Source organism: Streptomyces sp. NPDC002144 (genome assembly GCF_053593695.1).
Genome location: NZ_JBSFDB010000015.1, coordinates 150,885 through 172,741 on the forward strand (window position 1 = coordinate 150,885; position 21,857 = coordinate 172,741).

The 21,857-nt window shown below is 69.0% G+C and carries 20 protein-coding genes and 1 pseudogene; 18 read left to right on the forward strand and 3 right to left on the reverse strand.

The window, feature by feature from the left end:
- The first annotated feature begins 21 nt into the window (after positions 1 to 21).
- Positions 22 to 717, forward strand: a complete 696-nt coding sequence (locus ACWCQ1_RS23610) for a demethylmenaquinone methyltransferase (protein ID WP_358593139.1) — start codon at positions 22 to 24, stop codon at positions 715 to 717.
- On the opposite strand, the gene ACWCQ1_RS23615 is transcribed toward ACWCQ1_RS23610, so the two are convergent.
- Together ACWCQ1_RS23615 and ACWCQ1_RS23620 are read right to left on the reverse strand one after the other, a co-directional pair.
- Entirely contained in the window at positions 704 to 988 is a 285-nt protein-coding gene (locus ACWCQ1_RS23615; RefSeq protein ID WP_451027306.1) for a PASTA domain protein, read from the reverse strand. The two genes, ACWCQ1_RS23610 and ACWCQ1_RS23615, sit on opposite strands and share 14 nt — an antisense overlap.
- 137 nt (positions 989 to 1,125) lie before the next feature.
- Positions 1,126 to 1,650: a GNAT family N-acetyltransferase gene (locus tag ACWCQ1_RS23620; RefSeq protein WP_358593140.1), complete on the reverse strand. Its 525-nt coding sequence runs from the start codon at positions 1,648 to 1,650 to the stop codon at positions 1,126 to 1,128.
- A 97-nt stretch (positions 1,651 to 1,747) separates the two neighbouring features.
- Here ACWCQ1_RS23620 and ACWCQ1_RS23625 point away from each other — a divergent pair, with 97 nt between their 5' ends.
- The 3 genes and pseudogenes from ACWCQ1_RS23625 to ACWCQ1_RS23635 all read left to right on the forward strand — a co-directional run.
- The gene (locus ACWCQ1_RS23625) at positions 1,748 to 3,040 is read left to right on the forward strand and encodes a geranylgeranyl reductase family protein (RefSeq protein WP_133043381.1); all 1,293 of its coding nucleotides are present in this window, start codon (positions 1,748 to 1,750) and stop codon (positions 3,038 to 3,040) included.
- A 175-nt stretch (positions 3,041 to 3,215) separates the two neighbouring features.
- Positions 3,216 to 3,524 (forward strand): hypothetical protein, encoded by a 309-nt coding sequence (locus ACWCQ1_RS23630; protein ID WP_358593141.1) that lies wholly within the window; start codon positions 3,216 to 3,218, stop codon positions 3,522 to 3,524.
- A gap of 83 nt (positions 3,525 to 3,607) precedes the next feature.
- Positions 3,608 to 3,700, forward strand: a pseudogene (locus tag ACWCQ1_RS23635) (peptide deformylase); the annotation flags it as partial.
- Between the two features lie 462 nt (positions 3,701 to 4,162).
- Here ACWCQ1_RS23635 and ACWCQ1_RS23640 read toward each other — a convergent pair.
- On the reverse strand, positions 4,163 to 4,966 hold the full coding sequence (locus ACWCQ1_RS23640) for a C40 family peptidase (protein WP_133043378.1): 804 nt from the start codon (positions 4,964 to 4,966) through the stop codon (positions 4,163 to 4,165).
- Between the two features lie 767 nt (positions 4,967 to 5,733).
- On the opposite strand from ACWCQ1_RS23640, the gene ACWCQ1_RS23645 reads away from it, so the two are divergent.
- Genes ACWCQ1_RS23645 through nuoN form a run of 14 tightly spaced genes read left to right on the forward strand, consistent with a single transcriptional unit; the run spans position 5,734 to position 21,791 of the window.
- Positions 5,734 to 6,093 carry an NADH-quinone oxidoreductase subunit A gene (locus ACWCQ1_RS23645; protein ID WP_003992243.1) on the forward strand — a complete coding sequence of 120 codons (360 nt, stop codon included), beginning with the start codon at positions 5,734 to 5,736 and terminating at the stop codon, positions 6,091 to 6,093.
- 15 nt (positions 6,094 to 6,108) lie between these two features.
- Positions 6,109 to 6,663: a NuoB/complex I 20 kDa subunit family protein gene (locus ACWCQ1_RS23650; RefSeq protein WP_055635348.1), complete on the forward strand. Its 555-nt coding sequence runs from the start codon at positions 6,109 to 6,111 to the stop codon at positions 6,661 to 6,663.
- The gene (locus ACWCQ1_RS23655) at positions 6,660 to 7,421 is read left to right on the forward strand and encodes an NADH-quinone oxidoreductase subunit C (RefSeq protein ID WP_133043377.1); all 762 of its coding nucleotides are present in this window, start codon (positions 6,660 to 6,662) and stop codon (positions 7,419 to 7,421) included. The genes ACWCQ1_RS23650 and ACWCQ1_RS23655 overlap by 4 nt, the downstream gene beginning before the upstream one ends.
- Positions 7,418 to 8,752: an NADH-quinone oxidoreductase subunit D gene (locus tag ACWCQ1_RS23660; RefSeq protein WP_133043376.1), complete on the forward strand. Its 1,335-nt coding sequence runs from the start codon at positions 7,418 to 7,420 to the stop codon at positions 8,750 to 8,752. Before ACWCQ1_RS23655 ends, ACWCQ1_RS23660 begins: the two co-directional genes overlap by 4 nt.
- Positions 8,749 to 9,618 (forward strand): NADH-quinone oxidoreductase subunit NuoE, encoded by an 870-nt coding sequence (gene nuoE, locus ACWCQ1_RS23665; protein WP_451027307.1) that lies wholly within the window; start codon positions 8,749 to 8,751, stop codon positions 9,616 to 9,618. The genes ACWCQ1_RS23660 and nuoE overlap by 4 nt, the downstream gene beginning before the upstream one ends.
- A complete protein-coding gene (gene nuoF / locus ACWCQ1_RS23670) occupies positions 9,618 to 10,964 on the forward strand; it encodes an NADH-quinone oxidoreductase subunit NuoF (RefSeq protein WP_276622216.1) in 1,347 nt (448 codons plus the stop codon). The genes nuoE and nuoF overlap by 1 nt, the downstream gene beginning before the upstream one ends.
- Positions 10,961 to 13,465: an NADH-quinone oxidoreductase subunit G gene (locus ACWCQ1_RS23675; protein ID WP_133043373.1), complete on the forward strand. Its 2,505-nt coding sequence runs from the start codon at positions 10,961 to 10,963 to the stop codon at positions 13,463 to 13,465. The genes nuoF and ACWCQ1_RS23675 overlap by 4 nt, the downstream gene beginning before the upstream one ends.
- Positions 13,462 to 14,826: an NADH-quinone oxidoreductase subunit NuoH gene (nuoH, locus tag ACWCQ1_RS23680; RefSeq protein ID WP_358593143.1), complete on the forward strand. Its 1,365-nt coding sequence runs from the start codon at positions 13,462 to 13,464 to the stop codon at positions 14,824 to 14,826. Before ACWCQ1_RS23675 ends, nuoH begins: the two co-directional genes overlap by 4 nt.
- The gene (gene nuoI, locus ACWCQ1_RS23685) at positions 14,819 to 15,460 is read left to right on the forward strand and encodes an NADH-quinone oxidoreductase subunit NuoI (protein ID WP_356771113.1); all 642 of its coding nucleotides are present in this window, start codon (positions 14,819 to 14,821) and stop codon (positions 15,458 to 15,460) included. Before nuoH ends, nuoI begins: the two co-directional genes overlap by 8 nt.
- The gene (locus ACWCQ1_RS23690) at positions 15,457 to 16,299 is read left to right on the forward strand and encodes an NADH-quinone oxidoreductase subunit J (RefSeq protein WP_133043370.1); all 843 of its coding nucleotides are present in this window, start codon (positions 15,457 to 15,459) and stop codon (positions 16,297 to 16,299) included. The genes nuoI and ACWCQ1_RS23690 overlap by 4 nt, the downstream gene beginning before the upstream one ends.
- Positions 16,296 to 16,595, forward strand: a complete 300-nt coding sequence (gene nuoK / locus ACWCQ1_RS23695) for an NADH-quinone oxidoreductase subunit NuoK (protein ID WP_016437642.1) — start codon at positions 16,296 to 16,298, stop codon at positions 16,593 to 16,595. The genes ACWCQ1_RS23690 and nuoK overlap by 4 nt, the downstream gene beginning before the upstream one ends.
- Positions 16,596 to 16,609: 14 nt before the next feature.
- Positions 16,610 to 18,556, forward strand: a complete 1,947-nt coding sequence (gene nuoL / locus ACWCQ1_RS23700; RefSeq protein WP_133043369.1) for an NADH-quinone oxidoreductase subunit L — start codon at positions 16,610 to 16,612, stop codon at positions 18,554 to 18,556.
- A 5-nt stretch (positions 18,557 to 18,561) separates the two neighbouring features.
- Positions 18,562 to 20,136 carry an NADH-quinone oxidoreductase subunit M gene (locus ACWCQ1_RS23705; protein ID WP_133043368.1) on the forward strand — a complete coding sequence of 525 codons (1,575 nt, stop codon included), beginning with the start codon at positions 18,562 to 18,564 and terminating at the stop codon, positions 20,134 to 20,136.
- On the forward strand, positions 20,133 to 21,791 hold the full coding sequence (gene nuoN, locus ACWCQ1_RS23710; RefSeq protein WP_133043367.1) for an NADH-quinone oxidoreductase subunit NuoN: 1,659 nt from the start codon (positions 20,133 to 20,135) through the stop codon (positions 21,789 to 21,791). Before ACWCQ1_RS23705 ends, nuoN begins: the two co-directional genes overlap by 4 nt.
- Positions 21,792 to 21,857 lie beyond the last annotated feature (66 nt).

A 21,857-nucleotide genomic window follows, 5' to 3' on the forward strand; every position in this document is an offset into this window, starting at 1 on the left:
GCGGGCTGCAAGAATGGCCGCGTGACCCGCGCATCCCTGGACAAGCAGCCGCACGAAGTCGCCTCGATGTTCGACAACGTGGCGGAACGGTACGACCTGACCAACGACGTGCTGTCGCTCGGCCAGGACCGGGCGTGGCGCAGGGAGGTGGCCAGAGCCGTCGACGCGCGGCCCGCGCAGAAGATCCTGGACCTGGCCGCCGGTACGGCGACCTCCTCACTGCCGTTCGCCCGCACGGGCGCGTACGTCGTCCCCTGCGACTTCTCGCTCGGCATGCTCCAGGTCGGCAAGCGCAAGCACCCCTGGCTGCCGCTGACCGCGGGCGACGCGACGAAGCTGCCGTTCAAGGACGACACCTTCGACGCGGTGACCATCTCCTTCGGCCTGCGCAACGTCCAGGACTTCGACGCGGCCCTGCGCGAGATGCACCGGGTGACCAGGCCCGGTGGGCGGGTCGTGATCTGCGAGTTCTCCCACCCGACCTGGGCGCCCTTCCGCACGGTCTACACCGAGTACCTGATGCGCGCCCTGCCGCCGGTCGCCCGCGCGGTCTCCTCCAGCCCCGACGCGTACGTCTATCTCGCCGAGTCCATCCGTGCCTGGCCCGACCAGCCCGCGCTGGCCGGGCACCTGCAGAAGGCCGGCTGGTCGAAGGTGGCCTGGCGCAACCTCACGGGCGGGGTCGTCGCCCTGCACCGCGGCTTCAAGCAGAGCTGACGACGGCGTAGGGGTCGCCCGGCTCGTCCAGCTCGCGCTGCAGCCCGCCGGTCGGGGGGCGCGGAATGCGCGGCTCGCGCACGCCTCCGCCGCCCTCTCCCTCGCCGAAGTCGAACCACACGTACACCATCGAGTCCCGGGGCACCTCGGCGCCGGGTGCGGGGTACTGGCGGACGACGTACTCGACGGCGGTGAGATGGAAGTCGGGCCGGTCCGGCGCGTTGATGAACAGACCGCGCGACTTCGCCGCCTCGCGCGCGTCCATGGCCATCAGTCCGACGAGCCTCGGAACTCGTACTTCGGGTGTCTTGGGCGGTATGTGCACAGATGTCACCCCCAGCGGTACTGGAAGGGTAACCGCGCGAGGGTGGTGACCGGAAGCCTCAAGTATCTTTCTGTAGCCGTCCGTTACTTTGAGTAGCCATCCTGGAGGTCCAGCCGGAAGCAGAGGGCGTCCTCCGGGAGCGACGGGTGCGGAAACGTCTGCGCGAGTTCCATCCCGAGGCGCTTGGTGACCGCGATGGACCGTTCGTTTCCCGGTCTGACCATCGCCACCACGCTCGGCACCCCGGCAGCCCTGAGCCGCTCCAGCGTCATCCGCGCGGCCACGGTCGCGTACCCCCGGCCCCAGAACTCCCGTCCGAGCCGCCAGCCGATCTCGATCTCTCCCGTGGGACCCCACTCCCGCGGCCAGGGCTGGGCGCCGGTGAAGCCGATGACCTCGCCCTGCTCGCCGACCATGGTCCACAGACAGAAGCCCAGCTCCGCGTCGTGCCGGCGCTGGCGGGCGGTCAGCTCCTCGTAGACCGACAGCTCCGCGGACCTGCCGCCGTGGAACTCCATGACCTCCGGGTCGTCGAAGACCCGGTGCCAGGCGATCGCGTCCTCGTCGGTGGGGACGCGCAGCCGTACGACAGGCAGAGCTCGGTTCACGGGGCAGCCCTTCAGCCGGGTGATCAATTCTGCTGAATAGACTGCCCATGTCCAGTGCCGGTCGGCACGCAGATTTCGAACTTGGGGAGATCCCGCCGTGACCGTCGAGACTGAGCCCCTCTCCGAAAACACCGCCGATGTGATCGTCGTCGGCGCGGGGCCGGCCGGCTCCACCACCGCGTACCACCTCGCCAGGGCCGGACTCGATGTGCTCCTGCTGGAGAAGACCGAGTTCCCGCGCGAGAAGGTCTGCGGTGACGGCCTCACCCCGCGCGCGGTCAAGCAGCTCGTCGCCATGGGCATCGACGTCTCCGAGGAGGCCGGCTGGCTGCGCAACAAGGGCCTGCGCATCATTGGTGGCGGCGTCCGCCTCCAGCTCGACTGGCCGGATCTGGCCTCCTTCCCGGACTACGGCCTGGTCCGCAAGCGCGACGACTTCGACGAGCAGCTCGCCCGCCAGGCGCAGAAGGCCGGCGCACGGCTCTTCGAGCGCTGCAACGTCGGCGCCCCGATCACCGACGAGCGCACCGGCCGTATCACCGGCGTCCACGCCAAGTTGGGCGAGGAGAAGCGCGAGGTCACCTTCCACGCGCCGCTCGTGGTGGCCGCCGACGGCAACTCGACCCGGCTGTCCCTGGCGATGGGCCTGCACCGCCGCGAGGACCGCCCGATGGGCGTCGCCGTCCGGACGTACTTCACCAGCCCGCGCCACGACGACGACTACCTGGAGTCCTGGCTGGAGCTGTGGGACCGCCGGGGCGCCCAGGACCGTCTCCTGCCCGGCTACGGCTGGATCTTCGGCATGGGCGACGGCACCTCGAACGTCGGCCTCGGCGTCCTCAACACCTCCGACGCCTTCAAGGAGCTCGACTGGCGCGAGGTCCTCAAGGCCTGGTGCGCGTCCATGCCGGAGGACTGGGGCTACACCCCGGAGAACATGACCGGCCCGATCCGCGGCGCCGCCCTGCCGATGGCCTTCAACCGCCAGCCCCACTACACGCGCGGGCTGCTGCTCGTCGGCGACGCCGGCGGCCTGGTGAACCCCTTCAACGGCGAGGGCATCGCCTACGCGATGGAGTCGGGCCAGATCGCCGCCGACGTCATCGTCCAGGCCCACGCCCGCGCGACCCCCGCGGGGCGCGAGATGGCGCTCCAGCGTTACCCGCGGGTGCTGAAGGACACCTACGGCGGCTACTACACGCTGGGCCGCGCCTTCGTGAAGCTCATCGGCAACCCGAAGGTCATGAAGATCGCGGCCCAGCGCGGCCTGACCCACCCGGTGCTGATGAAGTTCACCCTGAAGATGCTCGCCAACCTCACCGACCCGACGGGCGGCGACGCGATGGACCGCATCATCAACGGGCTGAGCAAGGTGGCCCCGAAGGCATAGCCCGCGTCACCGCGGTCACGGGCGCACCCGGAAGCGCCAAAACAGAAACACCGGGCATATGGATCGCATCAGGATCCGGGCCGGGGCCTCAACGCCCCCTGGCCCGGACCCGGGTGACGGCACACACTGAAAACAGCCCAGCAGCTACCCGGCCCCGATCGCAGGTGTGGCACCCATGAAGACCCCGGCAGCCCTTCTTCTCCTCGCCCTCGTCGTGGCGGTCCTGGCGGCCGGCACGACGGCGTACGCGCGCCGTCGCGGCAACGGCGGCGGCCGGACGGTCGTCCGCTGCCGCGATGGGCACCTCTACACGACGACCTGGATCCCCGGGGTCTCCTTCAAGTCCGTCCGCCTCGGCCGGTACCGCTGGCAGCACTGCCCGATCGGCAGCCACTGGACCATGGCCACGCCGGTACGGGACGACGAACTGACGCCCCTCGAGCGTGAGCTGGCCGCCACCCACCACGACAGGCGCGTCCCCTGACCCCGTCCGGCGCGTGCCCCGACCCCCCGACCGTCAGCCGCGGCTCAGCTCGGCCGTCCTGGCCGCGCGGCGGGCGGACGCCTACCGACCATGTGAACGGCCAGGTCTACCTGGACCGGCTCTCCGGGCGGGACCGCAAGGAGGCACTCAGGCGGATGGCTGACCGGCGCGACGACCGCCGCAAGATCGGGCCCGAACTCGGTGACGTCCCGGCACGGCTTGTGCAGCACCCAGCACCCAGCAGCCGCAGGCGAACTCCGGCATACCCGCAGACGCTTGCTCGCGGGCGCCAGGGGAGTGGCAGACACGCTGGCCTTATGGCACCAGCTCGCGAAGGTCGCCTCCGTACGGAACGTCCCCCGCGACTACGGCGACGGACGCGCACGCGACCGGCTGTCCGCCAACATCTCGGAGTGGGACAAGCCAGGCATGGCGCATGGTAAGGCGACAAAGGAGTGCACAAAAGAGGAAAACGGCGCCGAACTGGGGCCCAACTCAAGGGCAGCCTCCGCGACTCCAGTAGTACGGTCCTCACCGGCGACAACAGCGCTCACTCGCTGGCGGTCAAGGGGTCAAGAACGGCGTGACGGAGGGCCGCTGCCCCCGAGCGGCTGCGGCCCTCCATGTCGTGACGGGAGTCAGAGCACCCGCACCGCGCCGGTCGGCGGGTCGTACGACAGCGGCTTCTCGACCACACCGGTCGACGGGTTCTGCGCGCCGACGAACATGCCGTCACCGACGTACACCGCCACGTGGTAGGCGCTGCCCGCGCTGCCCCAGTACAGGATGTCGCCCGGCTGCAGGTTGCTCAGCGAGACCTGGGTGCCGGCCGTCGACTGGTCCTGCGAGACGCGCGGCAGGCTGATGCCGACCTGCTTGAAGGCGGTCTGCACGAGGCCGGAGCAGTCCCAGGAGTTGGGGCCGGTGCCGCCGGAGACGTAGGCGTCGCCGATCTGTGCCTTCACGAAGGCGATGACCGCGGCGGCCGAACCGGTGGCCGTCGAGGAGCTCGTGGAGGCGGTGCTGGTCGTCGTGGCGGCCAGCGTGGTCCGCTCGGCACTGCGGGACGCGGCCTGCTCGGCGGCGGCCTTGCGGGCGGCCTCCGCCTTCTTCTTGGCCTCCGCCTTCTTCTTGGCCGCGGCGAGGTCCGCCTTGGCCTGCTTTGCGGCCTTCGCGGCGGCCGCGTCACGCTCCGCCTGCAGCTGGTAGTTCGCGGCCGCCTGCTGCGTGGCGTCCGCGGACTGGGCGACCTGAGCGGCCAGGTCGGCCGTCAGGGTGGGCAGTTGCAGGGTCTGCGTCGTCTCGGCGGCGCTCGCCGAGGCCGACGCACCCGCCGCCGCCATGCTGAGAACGCCACCGGCAACTCCGGCACGCACCGCGAGACTCGTCGTCGCGTTGCGGCGGGGTTTCCGGTGGCTGCGTATGTGAGCGGTGTGGGACATGAGAACAACCGGTATCAGGGGCTCCTCCATACCTTCAAGAAACGTGTGGTGCGCCACAGTTGCTCAATGGGCGGCCCAAATTCCCCTCGCGGAGTTCTTTATTGACGCCGTAACGGACATTGCGGACGCCGTCCATCGGGCCCGTGATCACGGTCTTTCGTCTATACGCCCGAATTGCCCCGCACCTACCATCGGTTGAGACCGTTGGCCAAGCCCGGTTCTCAGGGGGCTCTTGTGAATGTGGCGGAGGTCACGCAACGGTTACGAGATCGCCCGCGTCCTGCGCGAAGATCACGACCTGATTGCGGCCGGATCGCGACCGGGACTCGCTCGTGAACGCGTGCACGCGTCCACACCACACCCCGCCCCTCCCTCTGATGTGTGAACGCGGTCCTCTATCAAGACATCCGGTCCAGCACCAATTTGCATGCAAGGGAAGTCTCTTGATATTGAGACGCCCCCCGCGAACTGCGCCGACGAGCAAAAATGTCACCTCTGGTGATCAGTCGGACGCCTCTCGTGCGAAGATCACCGCTCTTCCGAGTCCATGATCCTTCGTCAGGTGGTGGAGATCACAAAGCTTGTGCAATACCCCGTGTCGCAGATCACAGAGCGTCGGGCATAAGATGCGAGGCAGTTGGGCTTGTGACCTGCTTCACATGTTCTCGATCTTCGCCGGGACGAGCGGGGTGAGAGAGACGTATGAGGCCGGTGTGAGTCCGATGCCATCGCCAGCAGTCAGTGCCGACTGAGAGGAGCGAGGAGCGGTGAACGCCTATGCGCCCATCCTCGTACTGGGAGCCCTCGGGGCAGGCTTTGCGATCTTCTCCGTGGTCATGGCCACGCTGATCGGTCCGAAGCGGTACAACCGGGCCAAGCTCGAGGCCTACGAGTGCGGTATCGAGCCGACCCCCACGCCGGCCGGCGGCGGGCGCTTCCCCATCAAGTACTACCTGACGGCGATGCTCTTCATCGTCTTCGACATCGAGATCGTCTTCCTCTACCCCTGGGCCGTCACCTTCGACGCCCTGGGGATCTTCGGGCTCGTGGAGATGCTGCTCTTCGTGCTCACCGTCTTCGTCGCGTACGCGTACGTATGGCGGCGCGGCGGCCTGGAATGGGACTGAGGGGCCTTTAACGACATGGGACTCGAAGAAAAGCTGCCGAGCGGCTTCCTGCTGACCACCGTCGAGCAGGCCGCGGGCTGGGTGCGCAAGGCGTCCGTCTTCCCGGCCACCTTCGGCCTGGCCTGCTGCGCCATCGAGATGATGACCACCGGCGCCGGCCGCTACGACCTGGCGCGCTTCGGCATGGAGGTCTTCCGCGGTTCGCCCCGCCAGGCGGACCTGATGATCGTCGCGGGCCGGGTCAGCCAGAAGATGGCGCCGGTGCTGCGGCAGGTCTACGACCAGATGCCGAACCCCAAGTGGGTGATCTCCATGGGGGTCTGCGCCTCCTCGGGCGGCATGTTCAACAACTACGCGATCGTCCAGGGCGTCGACCACATCGTCCCGGTCGACATCTATCTCCCCGGCTGCCCGCCGCGGCCCGAGATGCTGATGGACGCCATCCTCAAGCTGCACCACAAGATCCAGAACTCCAAGCTCGGCGTGAACGCCGAGGAAGCGGCCCGCGAGGCGGAGGAAGCGGCGCTCAAGGCCCTGCCCACGATCGAGATGAAGGGGCTGCTGCGGTGAGCGACGCGAACGGCACCGGCGCGAACGGTTCCGCGAACGGGGTGAACCCCGAGAAGGACCTCGGCGCCTCCAACCTCCCCGGCCAGCGCGGCGAGGGCGGCGAGGAGATCCGCGTCCAGCGCGGCATGTTCGGCGCCAACAACGGCGGCGACACCTCCGGCTACGGCGGCCTGGTCCGCTCGGTCCGTCTCCCGGGACCGGCGGCCCGCCCCTACGGCGGCTGGTTCGACGAGGTCGCCGACGAACTGGAGGGCGCCCTGGAGGAACAGGGACTGCTCCCCGACAACGCCATCGAGAAGACGGTCGTCGACCGCGGCGAACTCACCTTCCACATCGAGCGCGAGCACCTGCTGCGCGTCGCCCGCACCCTGCGCGACGACCCGGCCCTGCGCTTCGAGCTGTGCACCGGCGTCAGCGGTGTCCACTACCTCCACGACAAGGGACGCGAGCTGCACGCCGTCTACCACCTGCGCTCGATCACCCACAACCGGCTGATCCGCCTCGAGGTCAGCGCCCCGGACGCCGACCCGCACATCCCGTCCCTGGTCTCCGTGTACCCGACCAACGACTGGCACGAGCGCGAGACCTACGACTTCTTCGGGATCGTCTTCGACGGTCACCCGGCCCTGACCCGGATCATGATGCCGGACGACTGGCAGGGCCATCCGCAGCGCAAGGACTACCCCCTCGGCGGCATCCCCGTCGAGTACAAGGGCGCCCAGATCCCGGCTCCGGACCAGCGGAGGTCGTACTCGTGAGCACGCAGTCAGCAGCCGCGGCCGCTTCGGCCCGCGAGACCACCGAGGGCACCGTCTACACGGTCACCGGAGGCGACTGGGACGAGGTCGTCCAGTCCGCCGCCCGCGCCGACGACGAGCGCATCGTCGTCAACATGGGCCCCCAGCACCCCTCCACCCACGGGGTGCTGCGCCTGATCCTGGAGATCGAGGGCGAGACGGTCACCGAGGCCCGCTGTGGCATCGGCTACCTCCACACCGGCATCGAGAAGAACCTCGAGTTCCGCACGTGGACGCAGGGCACCACGTTCGTGACGCGCATGGACTACCTGACGTCCTTCTTCAACGAGACCGCCTACTGTCTCGCCGTCGAGAAGCTCCTCGGCATCGAGGACCAGATCACCGAGCGCGCCAAGATCATCCGGGTGCTCCTGATGGAGCTGAACCGGCTCTCCTCGCACCTGGTGTGCATCGCCACCGGCGGTATGGAGCTCGGCGCCACCACGATCATGATCTACGGATTCCGTGATCGTGAAATGATTCTCGACATCTACGAGCTCATCACGGGCCTGCGCATGAACCACGCGTACATCCGGCCCGGCGGACTCGCCCAGGACCTGCCGCCCGGCGCGGTGGACCACATCCGCGAGTTCGTGAAGAAGATGAGGAAGAACCTCCCGGAGTACGACAAGCTCGCCACCGGGAACCCCATCTTCAAGGCCCGTATGCAGGACGTCGGCTACCTCGACCTGGCCGGCTGCATGGCCCTCGGCGCGACGGGACCGATCCTGCGCTCCACCGGCCTGCCGCACGACCTGCGCAAGGCACAGCCCTACTGCGACTACGAGACCTACGACTTCGAGATCCCGACCGCCGACACCTGCGACTCCTACGGGCGCTTCCTGATCCGCCTCGAGGAGATGCGCCAGTCGCTGGGGATCATCGAGCAGTGCCTGGACCGGCTGCAGCCCGGGCCGGTCATGGTCGCCGACAAGAAGATCGCCTGGCCCGCCCAGCTCGCCCTGGGACCGGACGGGCTCGGCAACTCCCTCGACCACATCAAGAAGATCATGGGCACCTCCATGGAGGCCCTGATCCACCACTTCAAGCTGGTCACCGAGGGCTTCCGCGTCCCGCCGGGACAGGCGTACGCGGCCGTCGAGTCACCCAAGGGCGAACTCGGGGTGCACGCCGTGTCCGACGGCGGCACCCGCCCCTTCCGGGTCCACTTCCGCGACCCGTCCTTCACCAACCTGCAGGCCATGGCGGCGATGTGCGAGGGCGGCCAGGTCGCCGACGTCATCGTCGCCGTCGCGTCCATCGACCCCGTGATGGGAGGCGTCGACCGGTGACCACCAGTTCTTCCGAGCGGGGCGTCAGCCTGGGCATGCCCGAACTGCCCGCGCCCGCCTACCCGGACGACGTCCGAGCCCGGCTGGAGACGGACGCGCGCGAGATCATCGCCCGCTACCCGGACTCCCGCTCGGCCCTGCTGCCGCTGCTGCACCTGGTGCAGTCGGAGGAGGGCCATGTCACGCGCACCGGGATGCAGTTCTGCGCGGACGTGCTGGACCTGACCACGGCCGAGGTCACCGCCGTCGCGACCTTCTACACGATGTACCGGCGCAAGCCGAGCGGTGACTACCAGGTGGGTGTCTGCACCAACACCCTGTGTGCGGTGATGGGCGGCGACGCGATCTTCGAGGAGCTCCAGGAGCACCTCGGCGTCGGCAACGGCGAGACCACCGAGGACGGCAAGGTCACCCTGGAGCACATCGAGTGCAACGCGGCCTGCGACTTCGCGCCGGTGGTGATGGTCAACTGGGAGTTCTTCGACAAGCAGTCCCCGGCCAGCGCCAAGCGCCTCGTCGACGACCTGCGCGCGGGACGGGAGGTCGAGCCCACGCGCGGGGCGCGCCTGTGCACCTTCAAGGAGACCGCGCGGATCCTGGCCGGCTTCCCCGACGAGCGGCCAGGGGCCGTCGAGGCGAGCGGCAGTGCGGGACCGGCGTCGCTGGTGGGCCTCCGCCTGGCAAAGGGGGAGACCGCACCCGCGCGCGTGGTCCATCCACGGGACGGCGGACCGCACGACGAGCAGGACAGGGCCGTGCACGAGCCCTCTCCGACCGAGCACCTCAGCTCACACGACGCGCCACAGGACACGTCGGCCTCCGACCCAGCCCACCCGGCAGGGCCTGCCGCCGAGGAGGGGGAGTGATGACCTTGGCACCCGAACTCAAAGACACCAGCCCCGAGAAGCTGCTCGCACCCGTGCTGTCGGCCTTCTGGGACGAGGACAAGTCCTGGACGCTGGACGTCTACCGAAGGCACGAGGGCTACGAGGGGCTCCGCAAGGCGCTCGCCATGTCGCCGGACGACCTGATCGCCTACGTCAAGGACTCCGGTCTGCGCGGCCGCGGTGGCGCGGGATTCCCGACGGGAATGAAATGGCAGTTCATTCCCCAGGGTGATGGAAAGCCACACTATCTAGTTGTCAACGCCGACGAATCGGAGCCGGGGACCTGTAAGGACATCCCGCTCCTCTTCGCGAACCCGCACAGCCTCATCGAGGGCATTGTCATCGCGTGTTATGCCATCAGGTCGTCGCATGCCTTCATCTATCTGCGTGGTGAAGTCGTCCCCGTCCTGCGGCGGTTGCACGAGGCCGTGCGCGAGGCCTACGCGGCGGGCTACCTCGGCGAGAACATCCTGGGCAGCGGGCTGAATCTGGAACTCACCGTGCACGCCGGCGCCGGCGCGTACATCTGCGGTGAGGAGACCGCACTGCTCGACTCGCTCGAAGGCCGCCGTGGTCAACCGCGGCTCCGTCCCCCTTTCCCTGCGGTGGCGGGCCTCTATGCGTGCCCGACTGTTGTGAACAACGTCGAGTCGATCGCGTCGGTTCCCGCGATTCTGCATCGGGGCAAAGAATGGTTCCGGTCGATGGGCAGCGAGAAGTCCCCGGGCTTCACGCTCTACTCGCTCAGCGGCCATGTCGCGAGCCCCGGCCAGTACGAGGCCCCGCTCGGCATCACACTCCGCCAGCTGCTCGAGATGAGCGGCGGGATGCGGCCGGGACACCGGCTGAAGTTCTGGACGCCGGGCGGTTCCTCGACGCCGATGTTCACCGACGAGCACCTCGACGTGCCCCTCGACTACGAGGGCGTGGGCGCCGCCGGCTCGATGCTCGGCACCAAGGCCCTGCAGTGCTTCGACGAGACGACCTGCGTCGTCCGCGCCGTCACCCGCTGGACCGAGTTCTACGCCCACGAGTCCTGCGGCAAATGCACACCGTGCCGTGAAGGCACCTACTGGCTCGTGCAGTTGCTGCGCGACATCGAGGCCGGCAAGGGCACCATGTCCGACCTCGACAAGCTGAACGACATCGCCGACAACATCAACGGCAAGTCCTTCTGCGCCCTCGGCGACGGCGCCGCCTCGCCGATCTTCTCCTCGCTCAAGTACTTCCGCGAGGAGTACGAGCAGCACATCACCGGCCGGGGCTGCCCCTTCGACCCGGCGAAGTCGACGGCCTGGGCCGACCGCCCGGAGGTGAACGCATGACCGTGACCACCAACGCTCCCGCGGGAGGGGGAGAGGCGGCGGTCCCGCCGGAAGATCTCGTGACGCTGACCATCGACGGCGCCGAGATCAGCGTGCCCAAGGGCACCCTGGTCATCCGGGCCGCCGAACAGCTCGGCATCGAGATCCCCCGCTTCTGCGACCACCCCCTCCTCGACCCGGCCGGCGCCTGCCGCCAGTGCATCGTCGAGGTCGAGGGCCAGCGCAAGCCGATGGCGTCCTGCACCATCACCTGCACCGACGGCATGGTCGTGAAGACCCACCTCACCTCACCGGTCGCCGAGAAGGCCCAGCACGGGGTGATGGAGCTGCTGCTCATCAACCACCCGCTGGACTGCCCGGTCTGCGACAAGGGCGGCGAGTGCCCGCTGCAGAACCAGGCCATGTCGCACGGCCAGGCCGAGTCCCGCTTCGAGGGGAAGAAGCGGACGTACGAGAAACCTGTCCCGATCTCCACGCAGGTGCTGCTCGACCGTGAGCGGTGCGTGCTGTGCGCCCGCTGCACCCGCTTCTCCAACCAGGTAGCGGGCGACCCGATGATCGAGCTGCTGGAACGCGGCGCGCTGCAGCAGGTCGGCACCGGCGAGGGCGACCCCTTCGAGTCGTACTTCTCCGGCAACACCATCCAGATCTGCCCGGTGGGCGCGCTGACCTCGGCGGCGTACCGATTCCGCTCCCGCCCCTTCGACCTGGTCTCCTCGCCGTCGGTCTGCGAGCACTGCTCCGGCGGCTGCGCGACCCGCACCGACCACCGGCGGGGCAAGGTCATGCGGCGGCTCGCGGCCAACGACCCCGAGGTCAACGAGGAGTGGATCTGCGACAAGGGCCGCTTCGCGTTCCGGTATGCGCAGCAGCGCGACCGGCTCGAGACACCGCTGGTACGCAACGCCGAGGGCGACCTCGAACCGGCCTCCTGGCCGGAGGCGCTGCAGATCGCGGCCCAGGGTCTGCTCGCCTCGCGCGGCCGCACCGGCGTCCTCACCGGCGGCCGCCTCACCGTCGAGGACGCCTACGCGTACAGCAAGTTCGCGCGCGTGGCGCTCGACACGAACGACATCGACTTCCGCGCGCGCGTGCACAGCAGTGAGGAAGCCGACTTCCTGGCGTCCCGGATCGCCGGGCACGGCCGTGACCTGGACGGTACGGGCGTCACGTACACCTCCCTGGAGAAGGCGCCGGCCGTCCTGCTGGTCGGGTTCGAGGCCGAGGAGGAGGCCCCCGGCGTCTTCCTGAGGCTGCGCAAGGCCTGGCGCAAGCACGGGCAGAAGGTGTTCTCGCTGGCCACGCACACCACGCGCGGCCTGGAGAAGGCGGGTGGTGTCCTGCTTCCCGCGGCCCCCGGTACCGAGACCGAATGGCTGGACGCGCTCGCGAGCGGGGTCGGCCTGGACGGCGACGGTGCGACGGCCGCCGAGGCGCTGCGCGGGGAGGGCGCGGTCATCGTCGTCGGCGAGCGGCTCGCCGCCGTCGCGGGCGGCCTCACCGCCGCCGTACGGGCCGCCTCCGCCACCGGCGCCCAGCTGGTGTGGATCCCGCGGCGCGCCGGAGAGCGCGGCGCCGTCGAGGCGGGCGCGCTGCCGTCGCTGCTGCCCGGCGGACGCCCGGCGACCGACCCACGCGCGCGTGAGGAGGTCGCCGCGGCCTGGGGGCTCGCCGAACTCCCGCACCGCTACGGCCGCGACACCAGCCAGATCGTCGAGGCCGCGGCCAACGGCGAGCTGCAGGCCCTGCTGGTCGCGGGCGTCGAGATCGCCGACCTGCCCGACCCGGCACGCGCACGTGAAGCACTTCACGAGGCCGGGTTCGTGGTGTCGCTGGAGCTGCGGCCCAGCGAGGTCAGCGAGCACGCCAGCGTCGTCCTGCCGGTCGCCGCGGTCGCCGAGAAGCCGGGCACCTTCCTCAACTGGGAAGGCCGCGTGCGCTTCTTCGAGGCCGCGCTCAAGCCCGACCAGATGACCCGGCGTCTCGCGCCGACCGACGCGCGCGTGCTGCAGATGCTGGCCGACGCCATGGACGTCCACCTGGGCCTGCCGGATCTGCGCACCATCCGCGCGGAGATCGACCGGCTCGGCCCCTGGGACGGCCCGCGGGCCGGCGGATCCCTGGAGAGCGCGGGCGTGCTGCCGCGGCCGGCGGCCGGAGAGGCCGTCCTCGCCGGGCACCGTCTCCTGCTCGACCTCGGCGTCCTCCAGCAGGGCGACGAGGCGCTCGCCGGAACCCGGCACGCCGCCCACGCGCGCCTGTCGGCCGCGACGGCCGCCGAGGCGGGTGTCAAGGACGGCGACGCCCTCGCCGTGACGGGTCCCGCCGGAACGACCGAACTGCCCCTGCGGATCACGGAGATGCCTGACCGGGTGGTCTGGCTTCCGCTGAACTCCGTCGGCACCGGCGTCGCCTCCGACACCGGGGCGCTGCCCGGCGCCCTCGTCCGCATCGGCCCGGCGACGTCCGTCGGCGAGGCCCCGAAGGAGGTGGAGGCATGAACCCGTACCTCGCCGCTGAAGACCTCTCGATGTTCGGCCGCGACCCCTGGTGGCTGGTCGTCATCAAGGCCGTCTTCTGCTTCGCCTTCCTGATGGTGACCGTGCTGTTCTCCATCGTCTGGGAGCGCAAGGTCGTCGCCTGGATGCAGCTGCGCATCGGCCCCAACCGGCACGGCCCCTGGGGCATGCTCCAGTCGCTCGCCGACGGCATCAAGCTGATGCTCAAGGAAGACGTCATCGTCAAACGCGCGGACAAGGTGGTCTACGTCCTCGCGCCGATCGTCGCGGCCATCCCGGCCTTCATGGCGATCGCGGTGATCCCCTTCGGCCCGGCCGGCAACGAGATCTCGATCTTCGGCCACCGCACCACGATGCAGCTCACCGACCTGCCGATCGCGATGCTCTACATCCTCGCGGTCGCCTCGGTCGGCATCTACGGCATCGTGCTCGCGGGCTGGAGTTCCGGATCCACCTACCCGCTGCTCGGCGGCCTGCGCTCCTGCGCGCAGATGATCTCCTACGAGATCGCCATGGGCGCCGCCTTCGCCTCGGTGTTCCTCTACTCGGGCTCGATGTCGACCTCGACGATCGTCGCGCAGCAGCACGACCGCTGGTACATCCTGCTGCTGCCGGTCTCCTTCATCCTCTACATCGTCACCATGGTCGGCGAGACCAACCGCGCCCCCTTCGACATGCCGGAGTCCGAGGGCGACCTGGTCGGCGGCTTCAACACCGAGTACTCGTCGATCAAGTTCGCGATGTTCATGCTCGCCGAGTACGTCAACATGGTGACCGTCTCGGCCGTGTCGACCACGCTCTTCCTCGGCGGCTGGCGCGCGCCCTGGCCGATCAGCACCTTCTGGGAGGGCGCCAACCACGGCTGGTGGCCGCTGCTCTGGTTCGTGATCAAGGTGCAGCTGCTGCTGTTCTTCTTCATCTGGCTGCGCGGCACGCTCCCACGGGTCCGCTACGACCAGCTGATGAAGCTCGGCTGGAAGGTCCTCATCCCCGTGTCCGTGGTCTGGCTGATGCTGGTCGCGACCGTGCGGGCGCTGAGGAACGAGAACTACGGCTTCGCCGACATCGCCCTCTACATCGGCGGCGGCGTCCTCGCCCTGCTGCTCCTGTCCTTCGTCGTCGACATCTTCCGCGAGAAGGCCAAGGAGAGCGAACAGCCCGCCGCGCAGCCCGCCGGATTCGACCCCATGGCGGGCGGATTCCCCGTACCGCCACTGCCCGGACAGGAGCTTCCGCCGGTTCCCCGGCGCAGCCCGCGCCGGGAGCGGGAGCTCATTGTCAGTGGTGGACCGGATACTGCCAGTGACGGATCTACGGATGGAAAGGAGGCGTCCGATGGCTGAGGAGCCGAAGGAGACCAAGCCCGGTTTCATGAACCCCGTCGCCGGCTTCGGCGTGACCTTCAAGGCCATGTTCAAGAAGCGGCTGACCGAGCAGTACCCGGAGCAGAAGAAGACCACCGCTCCGCGCTTCCACGGACGGCACCAGCTCAACCGCCATCCGGACGGCCTGGAGAAGTGCGTCGGCTGCGAGCTGTGCGCCTGGGCCTGCCCCGCCGACGCCATCTACGTGGAGGGCGCCGACAACACGGACGAGGAGCGCTACTCGCCCGGCGAGCGGTACGGGCGCGTGTACCAGATCAACTACGCCCGCTGCATCCTGTGCGGCCTGTGCATCGAGGCGTGCCCCACGCGCGCGCTCACGATGACCAACGAGTTCGAACTGGCCGACTCCAGCCGCGCCAACCTCATCTACACCAAGGAGCAGCTGCTCGCCGGCCTGGAAGAGGGCATGGTCGACTCCCCGCACGCGATCTACCCGGGGACCGACGAACAGGACTACTACCGGGGCCTGGTGACCGAGGCCGCGCCGGGCACGGTGCAGCAGGTGGCGCTCTCCAAGGGGGAGGTCCCGCAGGAGGCCGCCTCCACCTTCGGCGAGGAAGAGCCCGCGTCGGAGAAGGTGATCGGCCGATGAGCCCACTGCAGCTCGCCGCCTACTCCACCTCCACCGGAGAGGCCTTCCAGTTCTGGGTCCTCGGCACCGTCGCCGTGATCGGCGCCCTGTCCACCGTCTTCATGAAGAAGGCCGTGCACAGCGCGCTCTCCCTCGCCGGCACCATGATCATCCTGGCGGTCTTCTACCTCGCCAACGGCGCCTACTTCCTGGGGATCGTGCAGATCGTCGTCTACACCGGCGCGATCATGATGCTGTTCCTGTTCGTGGTGATGCTCGTCGGCGTGACGGCCGCGGACTCGTTGAAGGAGACCATCAAGGGCCAGCGCTGGCTGGCCCTCCTGTGCGGCCTGGGCTTCGGCATCCTGCTGCTCGCCGGGATCGGCAACGCCTCCCTCAAGCAGTTCGACGGCCTGGCCGAGGCGAACGCGAACGGCAACGTGCAGGGCCTCGCCGCCCTGATCTTCACCAAGTACGTCTTCGCCTTCGAAATCACCGGCGCCCTGCTGATCACGGCCGCCATCGGCGCCATGGTGCTCACCCACCGCGAGCGCACCGAGCGCGCCAAGACCCAGCGCGAGCTGTCCGAACAGCGCGTGCGCGAGGGCAAGAACGTCCCGCCGCTGCCGGCCCCCGGTGTGTACGCCCGGCACAACGCGGTCGACATCGCGGGCCTGCTCCCCGACGGCACCCCGTCGGACCTCACGGTCAGCAAGACGCTGCGCGATCGCGGCCAGATCCGTGACGTGTCCGCCGAGGCGCTCAACGACCTGCGGGCGCTGGAGCAGCGCGCACAGGAGCGCCTGGAGCGCACCGAGATCGAACCGGCCACCTTCAAGCGGGAGGAGGCGTCGAAGTGAACCCGGTCAACTACCTGTATCTCTCGGCCCTGTTGTTCACGATCGGTGCCACCGGCGTGCTGATCAGGCGCAACGCCATCGTGGTGTTCATGTGCATCGAGCTGATGCTGAACGCCTGCAACCTCGCGTTCGTCACCTTCTCCCGGATGCACGGCAACCTCGACGGCCAGGTCATCGCGTTCTTCACGATGGTCGTCGCCGCCGCGGAGGTCGTGGTCGGACTCGCGATCATCGTGTCCCTGTTCCGTTCCCGCCACTCGGCCTCGGTCGACGACGCCAGCCTGATGAAGCTCTGAGGGGTCGCTGAATCGTGGAGAACCTGATTGCGCTGCTGGTGGCGGCGCCACTGCTCGGAGCGGCCGTACTGCTGTGCGGCGGCCGGCGGCTCGATGCCGTCGGCCACTGGATCGGCGTCCTGATGTCGACCCTCTCCTTCGTGTTCGCCGTGATCCTCTTCGCCGACCTGCTCGGCAAGAACGCCGAACACCGCACCCTGATCCAGCACCTGTGGACGTGGATCCCCGTCGAGAGCTTCCAGGCGGACGTCACCTTCCGCCTCGACCAGCTCTCGATGACGTTCGTCCTGCTGATCACCGGCGTCGGCTCGCTGATCCACCTGTACTCGGTCGGGTACATGGAGCACGACGAGCGCCGGCGCCGCTTCTTCGGCTATCTGAACCTGTTCCTCGCGGCGATGCTGCTCCTGGTCATCGCCGACAACTACCTGCTGCTGTACGTCGGCTGGGAGGGCGTCGGTCTCGCCTCGTACCTCCTCATCGGCTTCTGGCAGCACAAGCCCAGCGCGGCGACGGCGGCGAAGAAGGCCTTCCTGGTCAACCGCGTCGGCGACATGGGCCTGTCCATCGCGATCATGCTGATGTTCGCGACGTTCGGCACCTTCGCCTTCGGACCGGTCTTCAGCCACGCGGGGGACGCCTCGGAGGGCAAGCTCACCGCCATCGCCCTGATGCTCCTGCTCGCCGCCTGCGGCAAGTCCGCCCAGGTGCCGCTGCAGTCCTGGCTCGGGGACGCGATGGAGGGCCCGACCCCGGTCTCGGCCCTCATCCACGCCGCGACGATGGTGACCGCGGGCGTCTACCTGATCGTCCGCTCCGCGTCGATCTTCAACGGCGCGCCGGACGCGCAGACGGCGGTGGTCGTGGTCGGAGCGGTCACGCTCCTGTTCGGTGCGATCGTCGGTTGCGCGAAGGACGACATCAAGAAGGCGCTGGCCGGCTCGACCATGTCGCAGATCGGCTACATGGTGCTGGCGGCGGGCCTCGGCCCCATCGGCTACGTCTTCGCGATCATGCACCTGGTGACGCACGGCTTCTTCAAGGCCGGGCTCTTCCTCGGCGCCGGTTCCGTCATGCACGGCATGAACGACGAGGTCGACATGCGCAAGTACGGCGGCCTCCGGAAGTACATGCCGATCACCTTCATCACCTTCGGCCTCGGCTACCTCGCCATCATCGGCTTCCCGGGTCTGTCCGGCTTCTTCTCCAAGGACAAGATCATCGAGGCTGCCTTCGCCAAGGGCGGCACCGAGGGCTGGATCCTGGGCACCTGCGCCCTGGTGGGCGCGGCGATCACCGCCTTCTACATGACGCGCGTGATGCTGATGACGTTCTTCGGAGAGGAGCGCTGGAAGAACCAGCCCACTCGCTCCCCCGAGGCGCCGAGCGCGGAGCCCGCCGCCGAGCACCGCGGCGAGCACGCCGAGCCGCACCCGCACGAGTCCCCGAAGGTCATGACGATCCCGATGATCGTGCTGGCTTTCGGCTCGGTCTTCGCCGGCGGGTTCTTCAGCATCGGCGACCGCTTCCTGCACTGGCTGGAGCCCGTCACCGGGCACAGCGAGGGCGACTCCCCGCTCAGCGCCGGGGCCGTCACCGGCGCGACGATGGTCTGCCTGGTCATCGGCGTCGGCATCGCGTACGCCATGTACGGCCGCCGCCCGGTGCCGTCCGTCGCCCCGCGCGGGTCGCTGCTCACCCGGGCCGCCCGGCGCGACCTGCTGCAGGACGACTTCAACCACGTCGTCCTGGTCCGCGGCGGCGAGCACCTCACCCGCTCCCTGGTGTACGTCGACCACACCCTGGTCGACGGCGTCGTCAACGGCACGGCGGCCTCGGTCGGGGGCCTGTCCGGACGCATGCGCAGGCTGCAGAACGGCTACGCGCGCTCCTACGCGGTCTCGATGTTCGGCGGCGCGGCGATCATCGTCGCCGCGACCCTGCTGATGAGGGCGGTCTGATACCGATGTCCTTTCCTCTGCTGACAGCGACGGCGGTGCTCCCGGCGATCGGCGCGATCGCCACAGCCGCCGTACCGGCCGCGCGGCGCACCGCCGCCAAGTGGCTGGCGCTGACCGTCTCGCTCGCCACCCTCGCCCTGGCCGTCACCGTCCTGGTCCGCTTCGACCCGGACGGCGGCCGCTACCAGCTCACCGAATCCCACGCCTGGATCAAGGACTTCGGGGTTCGCTACGAACTCGGCGTGGACGGCATCGCGGTGGCGCTGATCGCGCTGACCGCCCTGCTGATCCCGTTCATCATCCTCGCGGGCTGGCACGACGCCGACCCACTGGAGACCGGAAGCCGTCGCTGGCGTCCCACACAGGGTTTCTTCGCCCTGATCCTGGGCGTCGAGGCGATGGTGATCATCTCCTTCGAGGCCACCGACGTCTTCCTCTTCTACATCTTCTTCGAAGCCATGCTCATCCCGATGTACTTCCTCATCGGCGGCTTCGGGGACCGTGCCCACGAGCACGGAGAGGAGGCGGCGTCCACGCAACGGTCGTACGCGGCCGTGAAGTTCCTCCTCTACAACCTGGTCGGCGGCCTCATCATGCTGGCCGCGGTGATCGGCCTGTACGTGGTCGCCGGGAACTTCAGCCTCCAGGAGATCGCCCAGGCCCGCGCGAACGGCTCGCTGCACATGGCGACCAGCACCGAACGCTGGCTGTTCCTCGGCTTCTTCTTCGCCTTCGCGGTGAAGGCGCCGCTGTGGCCGCTGCACACCTGGCTGCCCAACGCCATGCAGGAGTCGACCGCCCCGGTCGCCGTCCTCATCACGGCGGTCGTCGACAAGGTGGGCACCTTCGCGATGCTCCGCTTCTGCCTCCAGCTCTTCCCGGAGGCCAGCAAGTGGGCGACGCCCGTGATCCTCGTCCTGGCGCTCATCAGCATCGTCTACGGCGCGCTGCTCGCGGTCGGCCAGCGGGACATCAAGCGCCTGGTGGCGTACGCGTCCATCTCGCACTTCGGCTTCATCATCATGGGCATCTTCGCGATGACCAGCCAGGGCCAGTCCGGCGCGACCCTCTACATGGTCAACCACGGGATCTCCACGGCCGCGTGGATGCTGCTGGCCGGGTTCCTGATCTCCCGGCGCGGCTCGCGGCTCATCGCCGACTACGGCGGCGTGCAGAAGGTCGCCCCGGTGCTCGCCGGCACGTTCCTGATCGGCACGCTGGCCACGCTCTCCCTGCCGGGACTCGCGCCCTTCGTGAGCGAGTTCCTCGTCCTGGTCGGCACGTTCACGCGCTACCCGGCGATCGGCATCATCGGCACCTTCGGCATCGTCCTCGCCGCGCTGTACGCCCTCGTCCTCTACCAGCGGACAATGACGGGCCCGGTGAAACCGGAGGTCTCCGCGATGCCCGACCTCAGAGCCCGTGAACTGGTGGTCGTCGCTCCGCTGATCGTTCTGCTGATCTTCCTGGGCGTCTACCCGAAGCCGGTGACGGACATCGTCAACCCGGCAGTGAAGTCGACCCTGTCCGACGTACACAAGAAGGACCCCAAGCCCGAGGTGGAGGCGGTGGCCAAGTGAGCGCAGCAGCCGTCCACAGCCTGTGGACAACGGCGGCAACGGCGGCCGAACCGATCTCGAAGATCAACGCGCCGAAGATCGAGTACGGGCAGTTGTCGCCCACCCTGATCGTCGTGGGCGCGGCGATCGTCGGGGTACTGATCGAGGCGTTCGTGCCGCGCAGGTCGCGTTACTACGCCCAGGTGTTCGTCTCCGCCGTCGCGCTCGTCGCCGCCTTCGCGGCGGTCGTGGCGCTCGCGGCCGACGGATACGGCACCACCAAGGCGCACATCGCGGCGATGGGCGCGATCGCGGTCGACGGACCGTCCCTGTTCCTGCAGGGCACGATCCTGCTGGCCGGCCTGGTCGGCCTGTTCACCTTCGCCGAGCGGCGCCTGGACCCGGCGGCACACGGCAACCGGGTCGACTCCTTCGCCGCGCAGGCCGCGTCCGTGCCGGGCAGCGACAGCGAGAAGGCGGCCGTGAAGGCCGGGTTCACCACCACCGAGGTGTTCCCGCTGCTGCTGTTCGCGGTCTCCGGAATGCTGGTCTTCCCCTCGGCCAACGACCTGCTGACCCTCTTCGTGGCCCTGGAGGTCTTCTCCCTCCCGCTCTACCTGCTGTGCGCCCTGGCCCGCCGCAAGCGGCTGATGTCGCAGGAGGCGGCGGTCAAGTACTTCCTGCTCGGCGCCTTCGCCTCGGCGTTCACGCTGTTCGGCATCGCGCTGCTGTACGGGTACGCGGGCTCGGTGTCGTACGGGACGATCGCGCGGGTCGTCGACGGCACGGTCACCAACGTCGACCCGGCGCTCGCGGACACCATGGGCAACGACGCGCTGCTGCTGGTCGGCGGCGCGATGATCGTCATGGGGCTGCTGTTCAAGGTGGGCGCCGTCCCGTTCCACATGTGGACGCCGGACGTCTACCAAGGCGCGCCGACCCCGGTGACCGGGTTCATGGCGGCGGCGACGAAGGTGGCGGCCTTCGGCGCGCTGCTGCGCCTGCTGTACGTCGTCCTGCCCGGCCTGCGCTGGGACTGGCGGCCGGTCATGTGGGCCGTCGCGATCGTCACCATGCTGGGCGGCGCGATCGTCGCGATCACCCAGACGGACATCAAGCGGCTGCTGGCGTACTCGTCGATCGCGCACGCGGGATTCATCCTCGCGGGTGTCATCGCGACCTCGAAGGACGGCGTCTCGTCCGTCCTGTTCTACCTGGCCGCGTACTCCTTCGTGACCATCGGCGCCTTCGCCGTCGTCACCCTGGTGCGCGACGCGGGCGGCGAGGCCACCCACCTGTCCAAGTGGGCCGGACTCGGCCGCCGTTCACCGCTGGTGGCGGCCGTGTTCGCGGTGTTCCTGCTGGCCTTCGCCGGCATCCCGCTGACCTCCGGCTTCGCCGGGAAGTTCGCCGTGTTCAAGGCGGCGGCGGAGGGCGGGGCGGCCCCGCTGGTCGTGATCGGTGTGATCTCGTCCGCCATCGCTGCCTTCTTCTACATCCGCGTGATCGTGCTGATGTTCTTCAGCGAGCCCAGGCCGGAGGGCCCCACGGTCGCCGTGCCCTCCCCGCTGACGATGACCGCCATCGGGCTCGGTGTGGTGGTCACGCTGGTCCTCGGTGTCGCACCGCAGTACTTCCTGGACCTGGCGAGCCAGGCGGGAGTGTTCGTGCGCTGACCCGCGACGGGCACGCACAAGGCCCCGGTTCCCCCTGCGGGGGCCGGGGCCTTCGCGCATGCCTGA